Origin of the sequence: Actinoplanes lutulentus (genome assembly GCF_003259845.1) — a bacterium.
Lineage (GTDB): Bacteria > Actinomycetota > Actinomycetes > Mycobacteriales > Micromonosporaceae > Actinoplanes > Actinoplanes lutulentus.
This window is the reverse complement of record NZ_QLMJ01000001.1, coordinates 571,481-592,566: the sequence shown is the minus strand read 5'-3', so window position 1 is coordinate 592,566 and position 21,086 is coordinate 571,481. Positions and strand designations below refer to the sequence as shown.

Sequence of the window (21,086 nt, the reverse complement as noted above, 5' to 3'; positions counted from 1 at the left end):
TCAATGAGGATTCGTCATGGGATTTCGCTTCAATGCGCCGCCGAACTGGCCCGCCCCGCCGCAGGGATGGACGCCGCCGCCAGGGTGGGCTCCGGATCCGGTCTGGGGGCCGCCGCCGCCCGGCTGGCAGCTGTGGGTGGAGGAGACTCCGGTTCACGCCGCGCCGGTTGTCATCCCGGGGCAGGGCCGGCCGGCGCCCGTGCGTGCGGCGGCCGCGGTGCCGGTGCCGGCGATGCCGGGGCCTTTTGAGTCGGCACCCCCGGTGCCGGCTCAGGCGGCTCAGGCGGCTATCCCGCGGCAGAGTGGGGTGCATCAGCCCGCTGTTTCGCGGGGCAGCGCGTCGCCGCCGGTTGCTGACATCCCGCTTTTCGGGGCGCGGGGCAAGGCGCGCGAGCTCGCGGCCGACAACGCCCGGCTCGCGGCGGAGCTCGCAGCGCTTCGCGCCGAGACGGACCGGCTCGGTGTGCTCTCCGCCGTCGAGCTTGAGCAGTACCGCGCCCGGCTCCGCCAGGAGATCGCCGACGAGCAGGCCCGATGGCAGGAACAGCAGGCGGGCCTGGAACGCCGGGGCGCCGAGCTCCGGCAGCAGGTCGTCGTCACCGAGGAGACCGCCCTGCTCCAGGAAGCCGGCGTCTACCAATACCGGCACCCGCTCACCGACGCCGTCGCCTACCAGTCGGAGCTCGCCCGCCTGCAGGATCGGATCAAGGCGATGGCGAAGGCGGACGGCAAGGCGGTCCTGTCGGCGAACGGGTGGACGGTCAACGGGTCCGAGGCTCAGGGCCGGACGATGCTGCGTGACTATTCGAAGCTGATGCTGCGGGCGTACAACGCGGAAGCCGACAACCTGGTGCGCGGCCTCAAGCCGTACAAACTGGAGGCCGCGATCGAACGGCTCGGCAAGGTGGCGGCCACGATCGCGCGGCTCGGCAAGACCATGGACATCCGGGTGGCGGAGGTCTATCACCAGTTGCGGGTGCAGGAGCTGACGCTGACCGCCGACTACCTGCAGAAGGTCGCGGAGGAGAAGGAACGCGACCGCGAGGAGAAGGCCCGGCTTCGCGAGGAACGCCGCGTCCAGCAGGAGATCGACCGGGAGCGCGCCCGGCTCGACAAGGAACAGCAGCACTACGCGAACGCGCTCGCCGCGCTGCGGGCCAAGGGCGACACTGCGGGCGCCGCGCAGTTGCAGGAGCGGCTCGACCAGATCGCCACCGCGATCCAGGATGTCGACTACCGCGCGGCCAACGTCCGCGCCGGGTACGTGTACGTCATCTCCAACCTGGGCGCGTTCGGCGAGAAGATGGTCAAGGTGGGCATGACCCGCCGGCTCGATCCGATGGACCGGGTACGCGAGCTCAGCGACGCCTCGGTGCCGTTCAACTTCGACGTGCACGCGCTGTTCTTCTCCGATGACGCGGTCGGCATCGAGTCGCAGATGCACGCCCGGCTCGGCGCGCATCGGGTGAACCTGGTCAACGCGCGGCGCGAGTTCTTCTACGCCACTCCGGCCGAGGCCAAGCGGCACCTGATGGAGCTGACCGGGAACCTCCTGCAGTACGAGGAGGTTCCCGAAGCCCTCGAATTCCGGCAGAGCCTCACTCAGGCGCGGTCATAGGGCCGACAACGCTGCCGAGCAGGTGCAGTGGCGCGGCCTGGACGCCGGCGGAGTCCAGGGCGTCCCAATACGCGGCCGCCTGGTGCGGCTCGACCGGGCCCAGCACTCGTGGCAGGCCGTCGGCTGCCGCGTGCAGCAGCGACTCCAGCTGGCAGGACGCGATGGTGCCGGGCAGGCCGAACTGGGCGGACGGCAGGCCCGCCGCCACCTCCCGGGTTGACGGGCCGCAGTCCAGGAGGCCGCCGCCGACGATCAGCACGTCGCCTCGGTCGCGCATCCGGGCCAGGGCTTTCGCCGTGTCGAAGCAGTGCGGGAACGAGTCGTCGACGAGGATCGTTCCCGGTCGCAGGCGATCGACGTCGATGGTTCCGGGGCCGCCGCTGGTCGCCGCGATGATGACGTCGGCGCGATAGACCTCGTCCGGTGCGGCCGGTGTCGCCGTGACGATCTCGGTTGTCATGCCCGCGGTGGCTGGTGTGTTCGCTTCGGTGGCCAGTGTTGTCAGCCGGTTTGTCGCTGCCGGTAGGTCGCAGAGGATCAGGCCGGCGGGGGCTGCCGGGCCGCGGTCCAGTAGCAGCTTCAGGGACGAGCTGCCGATCGAGCCGACGCCGACCACCGCAACGACGCAGTCGGAGAGTTTGCGGTTGTGGGCTTCGAGGGCGGCCAAGGTGGTGCGGACCACCGAGGCGGCTGTTACCGCGTGACCGATCGTGATCTGTGCCGTCGAGCGGACCAGGTTGGCTACGGCTGTTCCGTAGCCGGTGTGCGCGGGGATCATTCCGGCCAGGGAGACGGTTCGGGCGCCCAGGCCGGCGGCGATGTCGACGGCGGCTGCGGTTTGCTCGGCGAGACCGGTTCTGCCCAGCCCGGTGGCTTGTCCCGGGCCGGTGGCTTGTCCGAGTCCGGTGGCTTGTCCCAGCTCGTCGGCGAAGCGGGGGATGCAGACGAAGCCGGATCGGCCGAGGGGGGTTTCTACGGTTTCCAGCAGCCGGGGTATGCCCTCAGGGAAGAGCACGGCCCTGATTGTTTCTCGGTCGAGGGTGGGGAGCATTGCGCGTACCGAAGCAGGGATCAATGGGGTGAGCTGCGCGGGAGCGGGGAGGTAACCGATCAGCGCGGCATCGAGTTGCGGTCGCAGCTCGGAGCGAAGCTCCGACGCGAGCCGGTCCAGAGTCGTCGCCGGAAGCCGGCCGCGAAGGGTGAGGCGCAGGCCGCCGTCGATGGGACGGGCCGCGAGCAGGACGTCCGTCCCGGGCGGGACAGTCAGCTCGGAATCGGCATTCTCCCAGGTCAGACGCAACGTCTCACCGCGCAGCGGGCCTAGCGCGTCGAAATCCAGATAGGTCAGGAAATAGGGCCATCCGGCGGGAGCTATGAAGGTCCGGGTGCGGGCATCCTCGATGGACTCGCCGGGGCGTGCCGTGACCGCTGTCGCACATGGTCCGAAGATCCGGGCCAGGTCCGGGAGCGCGTGATCACGACCGGTCGCGGCCACGCCGATCACCGGCTCCGGCGAGCCGGTCACCCTGATCAGACAGCGACGGTACGCACGGAGCAAGGCGGGGAACGGCACCCTGCTCGCGACCGATAGTGACACGGTCGACAGTTCGCCGGGGGTGAAGCCGCCGCGCTTGATGATCTCCGGGGTGAGGCCGTCGAGCAGCCGCACGTAGTCGCGGAAGGTTGATCGCAGCGGTGGCAGCGACTGGCCGTCGTAGACCGCGAAAAGCTCTCTGACCAGCAGCGCGACGCTGTATCCGTCGCCGATCAGGTGGTGCGCGTGCATGATCAGCACGTGCTCTTCGGGGGTGATCCGCAGCAGTCGCAGTCGTAGCAGCGGCCAGGTTGACGGGTCGAAGCGGTGCAGGCGTTCGGCCGCGAGTTCGTCGGAGAGTGAGCCCGGATCCGCTTCATAACCGACCGTGAGGTGACCAGGATCGGGGAGTTCGTGCTGGGTGGGGGGCCGGGCGTTCGGGTTGAAGGCGGTGCGGAGCATGGGATGGCGTTCGACCAGGGTGTTTACGGCGCGCTGGAAGCGGGGGAGGTCGAGTGGCCCGTGCAGGCGGGGTGCGGCCAGCCAGGTGGACGGCGCGCCGACGGCGTCGGAGAGTAGGTAGCCGCGCTGACTGGGGGTGAGGGGGAAATATCCGCTTTCGGAGTTTTCTCCGGTTTCGGTTTCGGTTTCGGCTGCGGCTCCGGTTTCGGCTGTGGCTGCGGTTCCGGCTCCGGCTTCGGTTCCGGCTCCGGCTTCGGTTGGAGTGGATCCGGTGGCGGTTGCGGGCTCGGTCGCGTCGATTGCCGCGGCCAGGGCGGCGAGGGTGCGGTGGCGGTAGATCACTGTCGGCCGCGGCAGGGCCGGGATCGACGCCTCCAGTTGGGCGAACATGTCGAGCGCGCCGATCGAGTCCCCGCCGAGCGCGAAGTAGTCATCGTCGCGATCGATTTCGGTCAGGCCGAGTTGTTCGCGCCAGATCGCGGCGAGGATCTCCTCGGTGCGGCCGGCCGGCAGCCGCACCTTGCCGGTGGACGACAGCGGCAGCGCGGTGACGATCTCGAAGCGGGACGGGACGAGGTACGCCGGCAGCGACTCGCCGAGGAACGCCCGCAGTTCGGCCGGCTCGACGTGATCACGGGGTTGCACCCAGGCGGTCAGACGGCCGGCCTCGACACGAACGGCACAGCTGTCCACCGCCGGGTGCTGGCGCAGGGCGGCGGTCACTTCGCCCGGCTCGATCCGGTATCCGTGGAGTTTCACCTGGTCATCGACGCGACCACGGAACCACAGGACACCGGCGGCATCCTGGACCGCGCGGTCGCCACTGCGGTACCAGCGCCTGCCGTCGCGTTCGATGAACCGTTCGGTGGTCTGCTCCGGGTCGTCGAGATAGCCGGCGGCCACGCCGACCCCGCCGATGTGCAGTTCGCCGACCTCGCCGGGAGCGCACGGCCGGCCGTCGTCGCCGATCACCGCGACGACCGTACCGCCGATGGGCCGTCCGATCGGGAGGCGCGTGACGTCGTCGGCGGGACGTTCAGTGATCTCGTGGTAGGTGGCGTTGATCGTGGTTTCGGTCGGGCCATAGAGGTTGGTGATCCGCTGGTCTGATCCGAATCGGTCGAACCATCGGCGAACGTGGGCGGGGGAGAGCTCTTCGCCGCCGACATGGGCGAGTCTGATAGGCGGGTTTGCCGGTGTCTTTTCTGCGGCACCGAGCACGCGCTCCCACAGGGTCGGGACCGAGCTCCAGACGGTGACCCGGTCGCGGGCCAGCCGGTCGAGCAGCACAGCCGGGTCACGCACGGTGTCGTTGTCCCAGGCCACGATGGTCGCGCCGACGAGCAGGGGTGCGAGCAGTTGCCGTACCGAAGCGTCGAAGCAGATCGAAGCGGTCTGCGCGAGCCGGTCCCCGGAGTGATAGCCGAACTCGGTGATCGCCCAGTCCAGGTAGTTCGCCATCGAACGGTGAGTGACCGGCACACCCTTGGGGCGCCCGGTCGAACCCGAGGTGAATATGACGTACGCGGTGTCGTCCGGCCGCGTGTTGATCTTCGGGGGTGTGGCGAGGGGCACGCTCCGGGTGTCCACGAGGGTGAAGCCACGCGGGGCCGTCGTGCGTGTCGACGAATCGCAGACGACGACGCTCGCGTTTGAACGCCGGAGCTGCTCGGCCAGACGAGCCGGCGGGTGGGAGGCGTCGAGGGGTACCCAGGCGGCGTTCACTTTCAGGATGGCGAGGAGGCCGATGACGGTTTCGCTACCGCGCCCGGTGAGCAGGCCGATGCGTGCCCGCACCCGTGGCGAGGTGGTGGTGGTGGTGGTGGCGAGTTTGGCGGCCAGGCGGTCGGAGGCGAGGTCGAGGTCGAGGTAGGAGAGCGGCCGGCTGTCGGTGAGTACAGCGATGGCGTCGGGGGTGCGGTGGCATTGAGCACGAATCCGCTCAACGACCGAGGTTGCCTCGGGCCCACCGTGTGCCCCAGTCCCCCCGGCCCCGGCCAGCGCGACCACCTCCGCCAGATGCTCCGCCGCGAACCCCTCCACCGTCGACGCCCCGAAAAGCCCCTCCGGCCAGTTCCACGAGAAATGCAAAGCCCCGTGCGCCTCAAAACACACAAGCCCGAGCCGAGTAGCCGCCGAAGCCGTCCCCGCGACCGTACCCACCACCTGATCAACAGCGGTCACCCCCGCTGACGGGAACCGAGCGAAACTGAAGCTGGCCGGACTGGCCGTCCGAGGCCCGCTCCCATCGGAGGCCAGCATCCGAGCCAGGTCCACCGTCGACACCGACCCGTGCTGCTCACTGACCAGCCACAAATCACGAATCCGCCCCGCCAGAACAACAGCCGGCTCGTCCGGATCAACCACGACCAGCACCGGCAACGTGTCAGCGAACGGGCCCACCATCCGATCCATTCCGGTCAGCCGCGCGCTCCGTCCGGCACGGGCGACCTGCACCGGCACCGCCGCCTGCCCGGACCACCGCGACAGGCACCGCGCATAGGCCGCGAGCAACAGATGGAACAGCGACACCCCGGACTCCCGCGCCTGCGACGAAAGCCTCGCCGTCAACGCCGGATCAGCCGAGACCTGATGCACCGCATAGGGCGGCCGAGGCTCGGCCTCACCGTCGAACGGCAACGCCAGAGCCGGATATCCGGCCAGCGCCGAACGCCAATACCCCAGGTCAGCGGCCTCCGGACCAGCACGAAGGGCCTCGTGATCGGCGAACGTAGCCGTCAGCGCCGCACCCGGCTCCGCCCCCGCATAGATCCGCCACAACTCGTCACCGAGAACCGCGAGACTGAACCCGTCGAGCGCCGCATGATGCGCCACCACGATCAGATGCGCCAGCTCCGGCCCCTCCACCGCGAGCACCGCCCGAACCGGCGCCTCCCGTGTCAGATCGATCGTCCGATTCCGCAGCTCAGCGTCGAGCGCCTCCACCGGCCCGTCCAGCTCGGCGACCTCGAACCACAACGCCTTCCCGGCGACCTCGAACCGCTGCCCACCCTTGCCGAACCTCACCCGCAACATCGGATGACGCTGTTCCAGCGCCACAAAAGCACCCCGCAGCCGCTCCAGCTCGACCGGCCCGGTCACCCTTTGCCTGACGTACGCGTAAGCCGGCACCTCCGGATAAAGCAGGCCCGACGTGACGAACGCCCGTTGCACCGGGCTGAGCGGGAACTCGTCCGGCCCCGCGAGATGGCGGGCCAGCTCATCGACCGTGCGATGTTCGAAGAACAGCGTGGTCGACAGCGTGCGCCCGAGCCGTTCCTCAAGCTCCTTGACCAGGTCGACAGCGGTGAGCGAGTCCAGCCCGAGCGACAGGAACGGCTCACCCAGCCCGATCGCCGCCGGCTCCCGCTCAAGCGGCCCGGCCAGCAACTCCCGCAGAAGCGCGACAACCTCGTTATATCCGCCGTCGCCAGATCCGCGCCGACCCATGCCGCGCCCGGCAACGTGAGCCGGACTGCCGTCGCTTTCAGCGCGCCGGTCGCCCGACATGTCAGATATATCCTGACGGGCACCGCGACCGGAAGAGACCGCAGCGACCGCACGGGACGAACCGGACGTCGTCGAGCCGCTCGCCGGCGCCTCGACGAGGACCTGGGCCGACTCCAGGCCGGCGGCCTCCCACAGCAGCTCAGGCACCTGCGCCACCGGGATCGAGCCGCCGAGACCCGTTCCCAGCCCGCCGCCGGCGAGGGCCGGGAGGTTGACCGCGACGAACCGGCGGCCGGCCGCTCGTTGGGCCACCGCGAACGAGTCCAGGAACGCGTTCGCCGCCACGTAGTCGCCGATCGCGCCGGCCAGGCCCGGGATCACCGAGGACACCGACGACAACAGGACGAACAGCGTCCGCTGATCAGGGATCGCCTCGGCCAGCAGCCGGGTGCCTTCCACCTTGGACGCGATGGCGGCCTCGACCTCGGCGGCCGTCTTCGCACGCAGGCTGCCCGGTCGAACAGCCCCGGCCGCCTGCACCACCACGTCGAACGACCGGCCGGCCACGAGCGCGGCCACGTCGGCTTCGTCGGCGACGTCGGCGACCCGGTATTCGGCTTTCGCCCCGAGTCCGCGCAGCTCGGCCAGCAGTTCGGCGATCGCGGCGTTGTTCTTGCCAGGGCCACCGAGGACCGGCTCGGCGGACCGGCCCGCCAGCAGCAGCGACGGCCGTCCACGGCGGGCGAGGTCCCGGGCGATCTCCGAACCCGCCGCGCCCGCGCCGCCGACGATCAGATAGTCGCCGTCCGGTGGCAAGATGACCGGTTCCCGTGCGGGTGCCGGCGCGAACGTTCGCTCCCACCGCCGGCCGTCACGCCAGGCGACGATCGACATCGGTCCGGGCGGTGGCGGGGCGGTCGACTCCCACGCGATCGCCGCCCGGCGCTGCTCCTCGGAATCGGCCGTGGAGAGGTCGATGACGCGTACCCCAAGGTGGTGATTCTCGTCGGCCCAAGCCATCGCGAGGCCGAGCCGGATCGCCTGGGCCGGGTCGTGGGTTTCGGTGCCGACGCGGAAGGCGTTCTCGGTGACGACCAGCAGATGCCCGCTCGTGGCCTCCCGCAGCGATCTTCCCGGCTGGCTCTCACCGCTGTCCCCGAGCGCCGGAGCCAGCAGCGAGAGCCAGCCGGATCCCCGCAGCACATGAACAGGCCCGGCCAGCGACGACCCGGCCGGCGACGGGGCGGGCTGTCCGATTTCGATCCAGGTTGGCGTCGCGAGCGCCACCGGTGGCGTGATCCAGTAGCGGCGGCGCTGAAACGGGTACGTCGGCAGCGGCACCCGCCGGCTCCCAGCATCAAGACGTGTCCGATTCAGAACAGCCCCGAGCTGCCACAGCTCAGCGGCGGTCTCCAGCAGCTGCCGGGCGCTGAAGCCGGCGGCACACACCGACCGGCCCTCGACCAGCGTCCCGATCCCCGCGCCGACCGTCCCGATCCCCGCGCCGCCCGTCCCGAACTCGACGAACGTGTCATATCCCTCGGCCAGCAACCGCACCCCGACGCCATCGAGGTTCTCGTCGCCATCCGCGCTGAACATCGGCATTTCCGCAGCTCGCACCACCTGCGGGATTCCCGCGGCGCCGGCTGCGAGAAGAACCGCCTCGGCCGGGGTCAGCACTCCGGCGACGGCTGCGGCGGCCAGCTCGCCCGCGCCGTGACCGGCGACGGCGTCCGGGCGAACTCCGAAAGCGCGCAATTGGACCGCCCGCGCGATCCCCAGCGCGACCGCGACCGGCGCGGCGACCTCGGCGCGGGACAGCTCGTCGGCAGGGATGTCCGATTCGGTACACCAGGCGACCAGCATGCGCCCGGAGATCGGACCGGCGGCCATCGACATTTCGTCAAGCGCTGCCCGGAACTCGGCCGCTGACGCATAAAGATCCCCGCCCTGCCCCGGCGTCACGCCACCGGGCCCGGCGAAGAGGAAGGCGATGCGGGGGGCGCGGCCTGTCCGCGGCGCGGGCTTCGCTGCCGCGAGCCGCGCGGCGAGATCGCCTTCAGAGACGAGAGCCATGCGGTACGGGTGATCGTCACGAGCGGTCGAGGCTGTCGCACAGACGTCGTGTTCTCGCAGCTCAGGGTGGCTTCGCAGGTGATCAGCCAGCTCAGCGGCCGCAGCAGCCAGGGCCTTCGGCGACCGCGCGGAGATGGTGAGCAGATGGGGCTCAGACGACTGCGGCGCAGAGGGCTGCGGCGTGGGTTGGGGAGCGGCCAGGATTGCGTGGGCGTTGGTGCCGCCGAAGCCGAAGCTGTTGATCGCGGCCAGTGGGCCGGACCAGCCGCGGCGTTCGGTGAGGACCTCGAATCCGGCGGCGGACAGGTCGAAGCGTGCCGACGGTTCGTGGTGGTGCAGCGACGGCGGCAGCTCGCGGTGCTGGAACGCGAGGATCACCTTGAGCAGCGCCGGCATGGCGGCGGCGTTGAGCAGGTGACCGATATTGGTCTTCACCGAGCCGATCAGGCGTGGCTCGCCGCCAGGCCTCGGCGGGAACGCGTAAGCCAGCGATCGCGCCTCGATCGGGTCACCTACCGGGGTGCCGGTGCCGTGCGCCTCGATATAGGTGACCTGGTCGGGATCAATACCCATCTGCCGGTACGGCTGGGCGACCGCCTCGCGCTGCCGCATCGGGTTCGGGGCCATCAGGCTGAGGGAGCGGCCGTCGTTGTTCACGGCCGTACCCTTGACCAGCGCGAGCACCCGGTCGTCGGCTGCGCTGCCGAGGCGCGTCAGCACGATCACCGCACCGCCCTCGCCCGGCACGAACCCGTCCGCGTCGGCGGCGAACGCCCGGCACCGCCCGGTCGGTGAGAGTGCCTGCGCCTGCGCGAGCAGGGAATGACCGGTGTCGAGCAGGTTCAGGTTGACCCCGCCGACGAGCGCGATGTCGCAGTCGCCGGCGGTCAGGCTGAGCCGTGCGAGGTGCAGCGCTACCAGTGCCGACGAGCAGGCGGTGTCGATCGCGAGCGCCGGCCCGTGCAGGTCGAGCAGGTGGGCTACCCGGGCGGCGGTGAGATTACGAAGGCTGCCGGTGAGAGCGTGAGCCCCGGCGGGCGGTGATGCCGGCATCGCGTCGCGGACGAGTTCCGGATATTCGGACTCGCCCACGGCCGCGAAGACGCCGATCCGGCGGGCGTGGCGGCGGGGGCCGGCGTAACCAGCGCGTTCCAGAGCTTCGTGGGCCAGCTCCAGGAAGATCCGGGCGTGCGGGTCGAGATAGCGGGCCTCGGTGTCGCCGATCCCGAAGTAGCCGGCGTCGAACAGCGCCGGATCGTCGAGGAACGCGCCGTGCCCGTCCCAGCGGTCGGCCCGGGTGACCGCATCCCGGCCGTTGACCAGGTTGTCCCAGAACTGCTCAGGCGTGTCCGCCCCGGGAAACCGGCACGCCATCCCGATCACCGCCAGGTCACCGCCGCCGGCTGCGATGGGCTGTTCCGGGGAGACTGCCGCCGGCACCGACATCAGGAGGTCGGTCAGCGCGGGGATGGTCGCGCCGTCGCGGAGCAGCGCCGGGTCGAGGTTCCGGCCGATCGCGTCCTCCAATTCGGCGAGCACCTCCATGGCCGCCAGCGATGACCCACCGATCGCCAGGAACCGGTCGTCCGGCCCGATCGTTTCCGGCTCGACCCGCAGCACCCGCGCCCACACCGCCCGGACCAGCCGCTCCACCTCAGCCCGCGACCCCCAACCCCGCGACCCCGAAGCCCGGCTTGCGCTCGCGGCCGTGAAAGAGCGCTCCGCACGACCGCGAGCACTAGCCGGCCCCGCCGGCCCCGCCGGCCCCGCCGGACCGGCCGGATCAACCGGGTCGGCCGGGGGCGTGGACAGGGCGGTCAGGAGGCGGTCCCGTAGCGGGATGCGGCGTAGCTTTCCGCTTGTTGTCCGGGTGAAGGTGCCTCGGGGGACCACCTCGACGCGGACCTCGTCGTAACCCAGTGCCTCCGCCACCCGGCGCCGGACCAGTTCGGCCACCGCGGGATCGGCCCGGACGGCCGGTGCCGCGACGAACACCGCGACCACCTCGCGGCCGCTGATCGGATCGGTGGTGCCTACGACGGCTACCGGGCCGGTGCCGAGGCCCGGGGTCGCGGCCGCTACCTCTTCCAGGTCGGACGCGTGGAAGTTGCGGCCGTGGACGAACAGCACGTCCTTCTGCCGGCCGCTGATCACCAGGCGGCCGTCGCGCAGGAAGCCGACGTCGCCGGTTCGCAGCCATCGTCCGTCGAAAGCAGCGGCGGTGGCTGCCGGGTCGCGGTGATAGCCGCGCATCACGTTCGGGCCGCTGACCTGTACCTCTCCCACCAGGCCGTCCTCGAGAGCCGATCCCGACTCGTCGACGATGCGGACGGCGCACTCGGGGATGGGGTAACCGACGTCCATGAACTCGACGCCCGAGGAAGAAACACCGACAGCCACGCCCCGGGACAACGCCGCCCGGCTCACCGCCACCGGCACCGCCACCTCGCCCATCGGTGGGAACGCGACCGCCACTGTGGCCTCGGCCAGGCCGTAAACCGGAGCGAGCGCCGACGCTGCCAGCCCGGCGTGAGCCATCTTCGCGGCGAACGCCCGCCACACCGCCGGGGAGATCGGCTCCGCGCCCACCATCACGAAGCGCACGCTGCTCAGGTCGACCCCGTCGAGAGCCGAGTCCGGAACCCGCCGCAGGACCAGCGCCAGGGCGAAGTTCGCCGCCGACAGGATCGTGGCCCGGTGCCGGGCGGCGACCGTCAGCCACTCCAGCGGCCGTTTCGCGAACGCCATGGGGCTGATCCGTACCTGCCGGCATCCGACGAAGACCGGTGTCAGGTGGGTGCCGATCAGGCCCATGTCGTGGAAGTACGGCATCCAGGTCACGACCACGTCCGACGGCCCGGCGCCGGAGGCCCGGGTGGCCTGGGACAGGTTCGCCACCACGTTGCGGTGGGTCAGCTCGACACCCTTGGGCGTCCCGGTGCTGCCCGACGAGAACTGCAGAAACGCCAGGTCGTCGGGGGAGACCGCGACGGGCGCCGGCAGCGGCGCGGAAGCACGCAACGACGACAGACTCAAAGACGGGACGCCCGGGAGGATGTCGTCGCCGGCCACGGCCGGCTCCGCCAGGTGACGCCAGACGGCGGCCACGCGGTCCGCTTCCGGCGCCAACGGCACGGGTACGACCCCCGCCAGCACCGCCCCCCAGAACAGCGGCAGAAACTCGTGGCTCTCCGGCGCCACCACCAGGAGCGGATCGCCCGTGGTCAGCCCGGCGTCCCGCAGCCCACCGGCGACGTGCAGGGCATCGGCCAGCAGATCGCGATAAGTCACGAAATGCTCGGTTGCCCCCACGTGCACCACGCCCTCGTCGGGTGCGTCCGTGGCGGCCCTGACGAGGACATCGGTGAGCGTCATGGCCGCAGACGTTACCGAAGATCATCAACGGGGCTCGGTCACGCGTACCCCAGAGATCGGAGGCCGAAGGCGAAGCCGAGGCCGAATCGCGCATTCGGCTGATACGGCGGGCGAAATCGGCACACCCTTACAGATAGGTGCAACCCGTCCGCTACTCAGGCGGGCCAGGGGGAGGCCGATGGGTACGACGCGCCACCCGGCGTGTCCGGCAGACCTGCGGAGGTAACCCATGCGTCTTGTGCCCCAGTCACTGCGGCGGCGCCGCGCGCTGCTCGCAGCGTCCGGAGCGGCGCTGGTCGCGGCGATCGCGACCGTTCTCGTGCTGAACTCCACGCCGGCGGCGGCCACGTGGCAGACGTTCTCCGGCACGCCCACCTGCGACTGCGTCGTGCAGGACAGCAAAACCAACACCTACCGCGCGGTGTTCGGGTACGTCAGCAACAGCAGCTCGACCGGCAAGATCGACGCGGGCGACAACAACAAGGTCGTGCTCAGCAGCAACTCCAGCGCCGACGTGAAGGTGACCACGCGCTTCGAGCCGGGTACCCACAAGGCGTCGTTCGCGACCGGCTGGATCTCGAAGGACACCCAGGCCACCTGGAAGGTCGGCGGCAAGAACGTCACCGCGAACTGGAACAAGCCGACCTGCGGCCGGGACGTCAGCCTGCCGGCCGGTGGCAACGGCTCCGGTCCGCTGATCGCCCTGATCATCGCGGGTCTGGTAGGCGGTGGAATCTACCTGTGGCGTATGCGTCGCACGGCGGCCCAGCCGTGACGATGCGAAGCGTCCTGGCCATCGGCGCGCATCCCGACGACATCGAGCTCGGCTGTGGCGGCACCCTCGCCGCCCACCGGGCCGCCGGCGACAAGGTCACCATGCTCGTGGTGACCGGTGGCCAGAACGGTCCCGGTCTGGTCGACGGCCGCCGTGCCGAGGCCGAGGCCGCCGCCCGCAGCCTGGACTGCCTGCTGATCTGGGGCAGCCTGGTCGACTGCCAGGTCAGCCCGGACGCCGCCACGGTGTCGCTGATCGAGCAGGCGATCCGCGAGGCGGAAGCGGACGTCGTTTACGTGCACGCGCCGGACGACTCGCACCAGGACCACCGTGCCGTCGCCGCGGCCACCATGTCGGCGACCCGGCACAGCCGGCGGATCCTGCACTACCGCAGTCCGTCCACCATCCGTTTCGAGCCGACCGTGTACGTCGACATCTCGGCTCACCTGGACCGCAAGGTCAACGCTTTGGCCTGTCACCGCAGCCAGGTCGAGTCGTCCGCGATGGTCGACCCGGAAGTGGTGTCCGCCTCGGCCCGGCACTTCGGTGCGCAGGCCCGGGTGCGGTTCGCGGAAGCGTTCATGCCGGCCCGGTTCGTCTGGGACCTGGCACCGCCGATTCCGCTTTCACCGCTTGCTGAAATGCCCATTTACGCGGCGCAGGTAGCCGCGTGACCGGCGGCGTGGCGTCCCCTGCCGGAGGGGGGCGCCATCGCCGTGTACCCGAAAACTTTCGTCGTGGCCTGCTGACTCATGCCCTCCTCCTCACCGCGGCGTTCGCGCTGTTCGGGGTGGATCGGACACTGGGCTGGATCGCGACGGTGCTCAACATCGTGTTCCTGCTCTTCTTCTTCCGGCATCTCGCGTTCGCGGTCTCGGCGGCCCGGTGGGCCGAACGGGACCTGGACGCACCCGTGATCGGCATCCAGACCTACACCCCCTCGATCGCCGTGCTGATCGCCTGCAAGGACGAGGAACTCGTGGTCGACGGCATGGTCGCGGCCATGCTCGACCTCTCCTATCCACCCGACCGGCTCACCGTCGTGGTGGTGGACGACGCCTCCACCGACGGCACCGGCGCGAAACTCGACGCGTGGCACGCGGCCAATCCCCGGCTGCGGGTGCTGCACCGCGAACCCGGCGCCGGTGGCGGCAAGTCCGGCGCCCTCAACGATGCTCTCGCCCTGGTCGACGCGGAGATCGCGGTCATCTTCGACGCCGACCATCAACCCGAGTCGAGCGTTCTGCGCCGGCTCGTCCGCCATTTCCGGGATCCTCGGGTCGGCGCGGTGATGGGACGCTGCGTCGTTCGCAACGGAGTGGAGTCGAACCTCGCGTCGACCATCTTCATCGACTATCTGTCGGGCTATCTGGTCAACGAGTACGGGCGGCAGGCGCTTTTCGAACTGCCCGCTTACGGGGGCGCCAACTGCGCTGTGCGTACCGATCTGATCCGGGGTCTTGGCGGGTGGAACCCGCACACGGTGACCGAGGACACCGACCTCACGCTGCGGTTGCTGCTCGACGGGTACCGGGTCCGGTACGACTCCACGGCCGTTGATTTCGAAGAAGCGGTTCTCTCCAACAGCCGGTTCTGGCGGCAGCGGTATCGGTGGGCTCGCGGGCACCAGAAGTGCCTGCGGGATTTCTGGTGGCCGGTTCTGCGGACCCGTCATCTGAGCCCGATGGAGAAGCTGGAGACCATCCTCTTTCTCTGGGTCTATCACGTGCCGGTTCTCTGCGGGCTCGGCCTGGTGCTGATCGGGCTGCGGGCATTCGGGATCGGCGGGTCGTCGTTCATCCAGATGATCGCGTTGTCGGCGCTGTTGTTCGCGGGGCCGTTCACGGAGCTGGCCGTCGGTCTGGTGCTCGGGCGGGTGTCGCGTAAGGCCGTGTGGATGCTCGTCGGGTTCATCCCCGCGTTCGGGATGTCGATCCTGACCGCGTCGAAGGCGTACTTCGACGGGATGTGGGGGACGACCTACACCTGGTCGAAGACGGCACGCTCGGGGGTAACGAGCGCACCGGCGGCGCCGCCACCAGCGATGAAGGCGGCGGCATGACGCTCGTCGCCCGCCGACTTGATCATGCCCTGCACGACCGGGCCCGTCGTCGCCTCGTACCCTCCGGCACCGCCCGCCGCCGCCAGCTCGTCATCGTCGAGATGATGCTCGCGGTGGCCGGTTGCATAGCCGGGTACACGCTCTTCATCGACTGGGCACGCCACTTCGAGGTACGCGTCTGCGAACAGATCATCCTCGCCATGGGCGTCGACCGGATCTCCGCCGCTCTCGGTGACAGTTTCATCGTCTTCGGCCCCGGATTCGAGCCGGTGACCGCCCAGATGACCGGCTCCTGCTCGATCCTGTCGAGCGTCCTCGCCCTCGCCGCGCTCGCCGTCATCGTGCTGCGCGAACGCTCCCAGGTCCTTCTCGGTTTCGTCGTCGCGAGCGTCTTCGTGCTCGCCGCCAATCAGGTCCGGCTCGTCCTGTCGCTGCTGGCCGGACGCTATTTCGCCGTGGACGCGCTGGTCTTCTTCCACGACTGGATCGGCGCGGTCATCAATTTCGCCTACACCCTGATCGGACTGCTCATCATGATCGGAATGACGATGTACGACGCTCAGCGTGCCGAACAGGACCACACCGGCCGGCACACCGCGGACCGGCCCGAGGCGTGGGCGCGTCCCGGGCTCGGCCATCGTGTGCCACTCGACGACGATGATGCTCCGAAGGCGCCGAAAGTCCAGGTTGCGGCGTTCCTGCACCGCAAGATCCTGCCGCGGGCGCTGTCCGTGCGCCTGGCCCGCCGTCGCGAGCGCACCCGCGTCGACTACCGGGTCGGCCACGAGAACGCCGACCGCCGCGCCGCCATCGTCCGCGAGCTCGCCGCGAAGGGTCTCGGCGTGCACACCGCCACGCTGCTCGCGGTCGCCACGCACGAGACCGACATCGGGGTGCTCGACGCGCTCGCCGACGCGGTCGCGGCCCGCCAGTGGGAGCCCGTCGCGAATGCCGATGTCGTCGCGCTGCGGTTGTGGGCTCGGGCGTGGCTCATGCGTACCCCAGCTGTTGATGTTGATTTTGTGCCGGAGAGCGGTCGGCTCATCGCGGTGACCGGCGCCGGCGGTCCCGCCGGGGTGGCGGTGATCCAGGCGCTGCAGAAGGCCGGCGACGCGGTTCTCGCCCTTGACGCCAACCCCGACGGGGTCGGTCTCCGTCTCGCGACTCACTCCGCGGTGCTCCCCCGAGCAGACCAGCCCGGGTACGCCGAAAGCCTGCTCAGCATCCTCGCCGAACACCGTCCCGGAGCGCTGGTCTGCACCGTGGCCGAGGAGTATCACGCGCTGACGCCGCTCGTCGGCCACCTCGACGAGCTGGGCGTGCGCACCTGGCTGCCCGATCCGGCGTCCGCCGAGACCTGCCTCGACAAGATCGCCTTCGCGACCGCCCTGCACGCCGCCGGAGTGCCGCATCCGGCCACCGCCTGGACCGCTGACACCGCCGGCCTGGTCCCCGGGCCGTGGGTGGTGAAACCGGCCCGCGGCCGCGGCAGCCGCGACGTGGTCCTCGTCGACAACCCGGCCGACCTGCCGCACGCGTTCTTCTCGGTGCCCGGCGCGATCGTGCAGACCCGGCTGGCCGGCCAGGAGTTCACCGCCGACGCCCTGGTCGCCCGGGACGGCCGGATGGTGGCCTGCGTACCCCGCTGGCGCGACGAGACCCGCGGCGGCATCTCGGTACGCGGCACCACGTTCGCCTCGGCGACCGTCACCGAGGTGGTGGCCGCCACGCTGCGCGCCGTCGGGCACAGCGGCCCCGCCAACGTGCAGGGTTTCGTCGATTTCACCGGTGCGGTGACCATCGTCGAGGTCAACCCACGATTTTCCGGCGGCCTGCCGCTGACCCTCGCGGCCGGCGCCGACGTGGTCAGCGCCTATGTGGCCGGGATCCTCGATCCGGCCGCCGAAATGCCAGGTCTGGAGTTCCAGCCCGGAGTGCGCATGGCGCGCTATTTCAGCGAAGTCTTCTACACCTCGTCCTCTCTCGAAATGGTGGGTGCGGCCCGATGAGCCTCCGCAAGATCCTCGTCCCGTTCGGTACCCGGCCCGAAGTCATCAAGCTCGCGCCGGTGGTCGCCGCGCTGCGCGCGCACGGGCACACGGTGATCGCTGTCGACACCGGGCAGCACACCGACGCCGTGATGGCCGGTGACGTGCAGCGCGACCTCGGGCTGACGCCGGACATCCGGCTGACGCTGCCGACCGGTGGGAACCGGCTCGGCGCGGTGCTGGAGGGTGCCGATCAGGTCCTGTCCGACAGCCACGTTGATCTTGTGCTCGCACTCGGGGACACGCACACCGTTCCGGCTTATGCCCTCGCGGCCCGTGCCGCCGGAGTGCCGTTCGCGCACCTCGAAGCCGGTCTGCGCAGCTTCAACCCGCGCAGCCTGGAAGAGGTCAACCGGCGGGTCGCCGCCGCCGTCGCCCAGCTGCACTTCGCGCCGACCGGCCGGGCCGCCGGATTCCTCGCCGAGGAGGGTGTGGACGCCGACCGGATCTTCATCGTCGGCAACCCGGTCATCGACGCGCTGCGGCAGCGGGGGATCAGCCCGGTGCCGCCGGCCGACCGTACCGGCGTGCTCGTCACCGCCCACCGCGCCACCAACGTCGACGACCCGGAACGGCTCAGGCGGCTCATCGACGTCGTGGCCCGGCTCGCCGACATCGGCCCGGTCCGGTTCCCGATCCATCCGCGTACCGGCGCCCGCTTGGCCGAATTCGGTCTCGCCGAACGCCTCGCCTCGGTCAGCGGGGTGACGTGCGAGGACCCGCTTCCGTACGACGATCTGCTGCGGGAGCTGGCACTCAGCCGGGTCGTCGTGACCGATTCCGGCGGCTTGCAGGAGGAGGCGTCGTACCTCGGCGTGCCGGTCGTCGTGCTGCGCCGCTCGACGCCGCGCTGGGAAGGTGTGGAGACCGGAACGTCGGTGCTCACCGGCATCACCAGCGACGAAGAGGCCGACCGGGCGGTTGCCGCCGCGCACCGGCTCAGCCAGCCGCTGATGCTCGCGCACATCGCGGCGCTGCCGTGTCCGTACGGCGACGGCAACACCGGCACCCGGGTCGCCGATCTGCTCGCCGACCCGGCCGTCGAAGCGTTGCTGCGGCTGGACGAGCCCGACTACACCGACGGGCCGTTGCCCTGGGCTTTGGCGTGACCGCTTTCGATCGGCCTGCTGGGGTGGTGATCGACCTTGACGACACGCTGTATCCGCAGGCGTCGTACCTCTACGGCGCGGCCCGCGCGGTGGGCCGCGCCGGCGCCGCGGCCGGCCTCGACCCGGTGCGCCTCGCCCGCGCGGTCCGCCGCCAGCTCGTCGCCGGATCAGATCGAGGCGGGACGATCGATCGCGCCCTTCATGGGTACGGCTTACCGCCCGTCGAAGTGGCAACCCTGGTGCCGGTCCTGGTGGCAGCGTTCACCGGCTATCGACCTAAGCGGCTGCCCCTGTTCCCGGGGGCGGCCGCGGCGCTGGCATCGATCGCGGCTTCCTACCCGGTCGCGTGCCTGACCGACGGCAACCCGCTGATCCAGCGGGCGAAGCTGGCCGCCGTGGGGTTGTCCGACTCCTTCACCGCCGTGGTGATCACCGACGAGCTGGGCGGCCGGTCCTTCCGCAAGCCCCACCCGGCGGGTCTGCGTTCGGCGGCAGAAGCGCTCGGGTTTCCGCCCGCGGACCTGGTGATGATCGGCGACCGCCCGGGCAAGGACATGGCGGTCGCCGAGGCGCTGGGCGCCCGCTCGATTCGGGTACGCACCGGGGAGTACGCGACCGCCCCGGACGACCCCGCCGCGACGGCCGTGGTCACCGACCTGACCGAGGCGGCGGACCTGCTGCTTTCCCTCTAGGGGGTCCACTCCGGGCTGTGGGCCAGCTTGTATCCCTGGACGAAGCCGTTGTCGACGTTGCCCAGAAAGAAGGCCCAGGCGACGGTGCCACCCGCGTAGGGGCCGATCTCGGCGAAGACCTCGCGGGCCTCGGCGCGCCGGTTCGACATCATGTAGTACAGCGCCAGCCAGTTGCGGCAGGTCATGCCACGGCCCGGTGACGGCGTACCGGCCCGCCACTTCTGCGCCCAGGCGTCCAGCTCCATCTGCACCTCGCGGGTCTGCAGGTAGTTCGCCGTGTCCGCGACGGACTGGCCGGTGGCCTTGTCCCAGCTGAACTCGCGCATCGCGTACTCGAAGTGCGCGACGAACGGCACCATCACCGTGTTGGATCCCGGCGGCGCGGCGGCGGCCGCCTCGCGTGCCGCGGCGAACATCTGCTCGTGCGAACCGAACCACTTCTCACAGAGCAGGTTCACCAGCGTCAGGTGCAGCTCGAAGTGGTGCGGGGCGCGCCGCCGGGCCTCGGCCAGCACCTGCCGGAACTGTTCGCTGTGCACCTGACCCTCACCGAACATCGCGTCCAGCAGCAGAATGAACGGCGTCGGGTCGTCCGGCCCGGCCAGCGCGATCGCCCGCTGACTGACTTCGCCGGCCGCCGCCGACAACTCCGCGTACGCCTGGAACTGCGCCTGGCTGGTCTGGTTCGCCGGAGCACTGCCGCGCGCCTCGCCGGCCCGCTCCAGCAGCGTCGCCGCGTGCAGCATGACCGCGACCGGATCGGACGGCGAGGCCCGCAACCAGTCGATCAGCCACCGATCGTTCGTCGCCGCGGCATCACTGAGCAGCATGATCCGCCGCGCCCGCAGCTCCCAGTCCCCGCCGGCCGCCGCCACCACGTCGCGAGCGGCACCCCAGTCACCCACGGCCACCCGGCTGCGAGCGGCCCGCAGCGCGTGGTCGTCCATGGCCGGGTCATGATCACGCTCGGGCACCACCACCTGAGGGCGGGACGGCTTGGACTCACGACGAAGAAAGCGCGACAACATCGCAAGATCCTAAGTCCTCCCGCCAGCCGCCGCTCCCGCCAGCCGCCCGCCTCTCCCGCCCTGCCGCCCGCCTCTCCCGCCCTGCCGCCCGCCTCTCCCGCCTCTCCCGCCCCGCCAGCCCCGCCAGCCCCGCCAGCCCCGCCAGGCGGAAGCCAGGCCCGGCCGCTGCACGAGCCGCCTGCCGCCTGTCGCCTGCCGACAGCCGCCGGCCGATGGGTGAGTTGGCCGGCGGCGGGAGGGGGTGAGCCGTCGCTCAGATGGGTTATGGGGCTCGTATGAGGTGGCTGAGCTACGGCTGCTGGATGCGAGCCGTCGTTCAGATAGGTCATCGCGGCCTTATTACAGGTCCGAGCTACGGCTCGGGCCCTCGCGGCGACCGGCCCTCGCGGCGACCGGCCCTCGCGGCGACTGGCCCTCGCGGCGACCGGGGGAGACCGGGGCGATCGGGGGGCGATCGGGGCGGATGCCAGGTGTGCGGAATCGCTCACGATCTGCGGTGGATGGTGGGTGGGTGGCGTGGTTGCTCTGATTGGATGGGCGGGTGAGTATCACCGTGACTGACGCGCCGGAGCGGGAGCGCTTCGAGGCGCGTGACGAGGACGGCAGTCTTGCCGGGTTTGTCACCTACCAGCTGACCGGACCGATCATCGTCTACACGCACACCGAGGTTGACCCGGCTTTCGAGGGCAAGGGTGTTGGCGGCGCGCTGGCCCGTGCCGTGATGGACGATGCCAAGGCCAAGAGCCGGACCGTGGTGCCGATCTGCCCGTTCATCAGTGGCTGGCTGGAGAAGCACCCCGAGTACAACGACCTGGTCGCCAGGTCCACCAAAAAGGTCAAATAGCACCGGCAGTCGA

At 70.5% G+C, this 21,086-nt stretch carries 10 protein-coding genes; 8 read left to right on the top strand and 2 right to left on the bottom strand.

The window, feature by feature from the left end; genetic code table 11:
- Nucleotides 1–16 precede the first annotated feature (16 nt).
- Entirely contained in the window at nucleotides 17–1,618 is a 1,602-nt protein-coding gene (locus B0I29_RS02425) for an SNIPE associated domain-containing protein (protein WP_245972143.1), read from the top strand.
- Here B0I29_RS02425 and B0I29_RS02420 read toward each other — a convergent pair.
- On the bottom strand, nucleotides 1,599–12,515 hold the full coding sequence (locus tag B0I29_RS02420; RefSeq protein WP_111647123.1) for a non-ribosomal peptide synthetase/type I polyketide synthase: 10,917 nt from the start codon (nucleotides 12,513–12,515) through the stop codon (nucleotides 1,599–1,601). The two genes, B0I29_RS02425 and B0I29_RS02420, sit on opposite strands and share 20 nt — an antisense overlap.
- 229 nt (nucleotides 12,516–12,744) lie before the next feature.
- On the opposite strand from B0I29_RS02420, the gene B0I29_RS02415 reads away from it, so the two are divergent.
- The 6 genes from B0I29_RS02415 (at nucleotide 12,745) to B0I29_RS02390 (ending at nucleotide 19,201) form a co-directional block, all read left to right on the top strand.
- On the top strand, nucleotides 12,745–13,290 hold the full coding sequence (locus B0I29_RS02415) for a hypothetical protein (protein ID WP_146616691.1): 546 nt from the start codon (nucleotides 12,745–12,747) through the stop codon (nucleotides 13,288–13,290).
- Nucleotides 13,291–13,292: 2 nt separating this feature from the next.
- Nucleotides 13,293–13,964 (top strand): PIG-L deacetylase family protein, encoded by a 672-nt coding sequence (locus tag B0I29_RS02410; RefSeq protein ID WP_221401821.1) that lies wholly within the window; start codon nucleotides 13,293–13,295, stop codon nucleotides 13,962–13,964.
- Nucleotides 13,965–14,080: 116 nt separating this feature from the next.
- Complete coding sequence (locus tag B0I29_RS02405) at nucleotides 14,081–15,352, top strand: glycosyltransferase family 2 protein (RefSeq protein WP_245972142.1); 1,272 nt, start codon at nucleotides 14,081–14,083, stop codon at nucleotides 15,350–15,352.
- Nucleotides 15,259–17,361: an ATP-grasp domain-containing protein gene (locus tag B0I29_RS02400; RefSeq protein WP_111647120.1), complete on the top strand. Its 2,103-nt coding sequence runs from the start codon at nucleotides 15,259–15,261 to the stop codon at nucleotides 17,359–17,361. Before B0I29_RS02405 ends, B0I29_RS02400 begins: the two co-directional genes overlap by 94 nt.
- A complete protein-coding gene (gene wecB / locus B0I29_RS02395; protein WP_111647119.1) occupies nucleotides 17,358–18,509 on the top strand; it encodes a non-hydrolyzing UDP-N-acetylglucosamine 2-epimerase in 1,152 nt (383 codons plus the stop codon). Before B0I29_RS02400 ends, wecB begins: the two co-directional genes overlap by 4 nt.
- Nucleotides 18,506–19,201, top strand: coding sequence for an HAD family hydrolase (locus B0I29_RS02390; RefSeq protein WP_111647118.1), 696 nt, complete (start codon nucleotides 18,506–18,508; stop codon nucleotides 19,199–19,201). Before wecB ends, B0I29_RS02390 begins: the two co-directional genes overlap by 4 nt.
- On the opposite strand, the gene B0I29_RS02385 is transcribed toward B0I29_RS02390, so the two are convergent.
- On the bottom strand, nucleotides 19,198–20,229 hold the full coding sequence (locus B0I29_RS02385; protein WP_146616689.1) for a hypothetical protein: 1,032 nt from the start codon (nucleotides 20,227–20,229) through the stop codon (nucleotides 19,198–19,200). The two genes, B0I29_RS02390 and B0I29_RS02385, sit on opposite strands and share 4 nt — an antisense overlap.
- A gap of 541 nt (nucleotides 20,230–20,770) precedes the next feature.
- Between B0I29_RS02385 and B0I29_RS02375 the strand changes: the two genes are divergently transcribed.
- Nucleotides 20,771–21,073: a GNAT family N-acetyltransferase gene (locus tag B0I29_RS02375; RefSeq protein ID WP_181557651.1), complete on the top strand. Its 303-nt coding sequence runs from the start codon at nucleotides 20,771–20,773 to the stop codon at nucleotides 21,071–21,073.
- Nucleotides 21,074–21,086: the final 13 nt, after the last annotated feature.

What these genes read in the sequence shown, in the direction of transcription:
- B0I29_RS02425 (WP_245972143.1), top strand. Translation starts at nt 17, where the DNA reads ATGGGATTTCGCTTCAATGCGCCGCCGAACTGGCCCGCCCCGCCGCAG.
- B0I29_RS02420 (WP_111647123.1), bottom strand. Translation starts at nt 12,515, where the DNA reads ATGACGCTCACCGATGTCCTCGTCAGGGCCGCCACGGACGCACCCGAC.
- B0I29_RS02415 (WP_146616691.1), top strand. Translation starts at nt 12,745, where the DNA reads ATGCGTCTTGTGCCCCAGTCACTGCGGCGGCGCCGCGCGCTGCTCGCA.
- B0I29_RS02410 (WP_221401821.1), top strand. Translation starts at nt 13,293, where the DNA reads ATGCGAAGCGTCCTGGCCATCGGCGCGCATCCCGACGACATCGAGCTC.
- wecB (WP_111647119.1), top strand. Translation starts at nt 17,358, where the DNA reads ATGAGCCTCCGCAAGATCCTCGTCCCGTTCGGTACCCGGCCCGAAGTC.
- B0I29_RS02385 (WP_146616689.1), bottom strand. Translation starts at nt 20,229, where the DNA reads ATGTTGTCGCGCTTTCTTCGTCGTGAGTCCAAGCCGTCCCGCCCTCAG.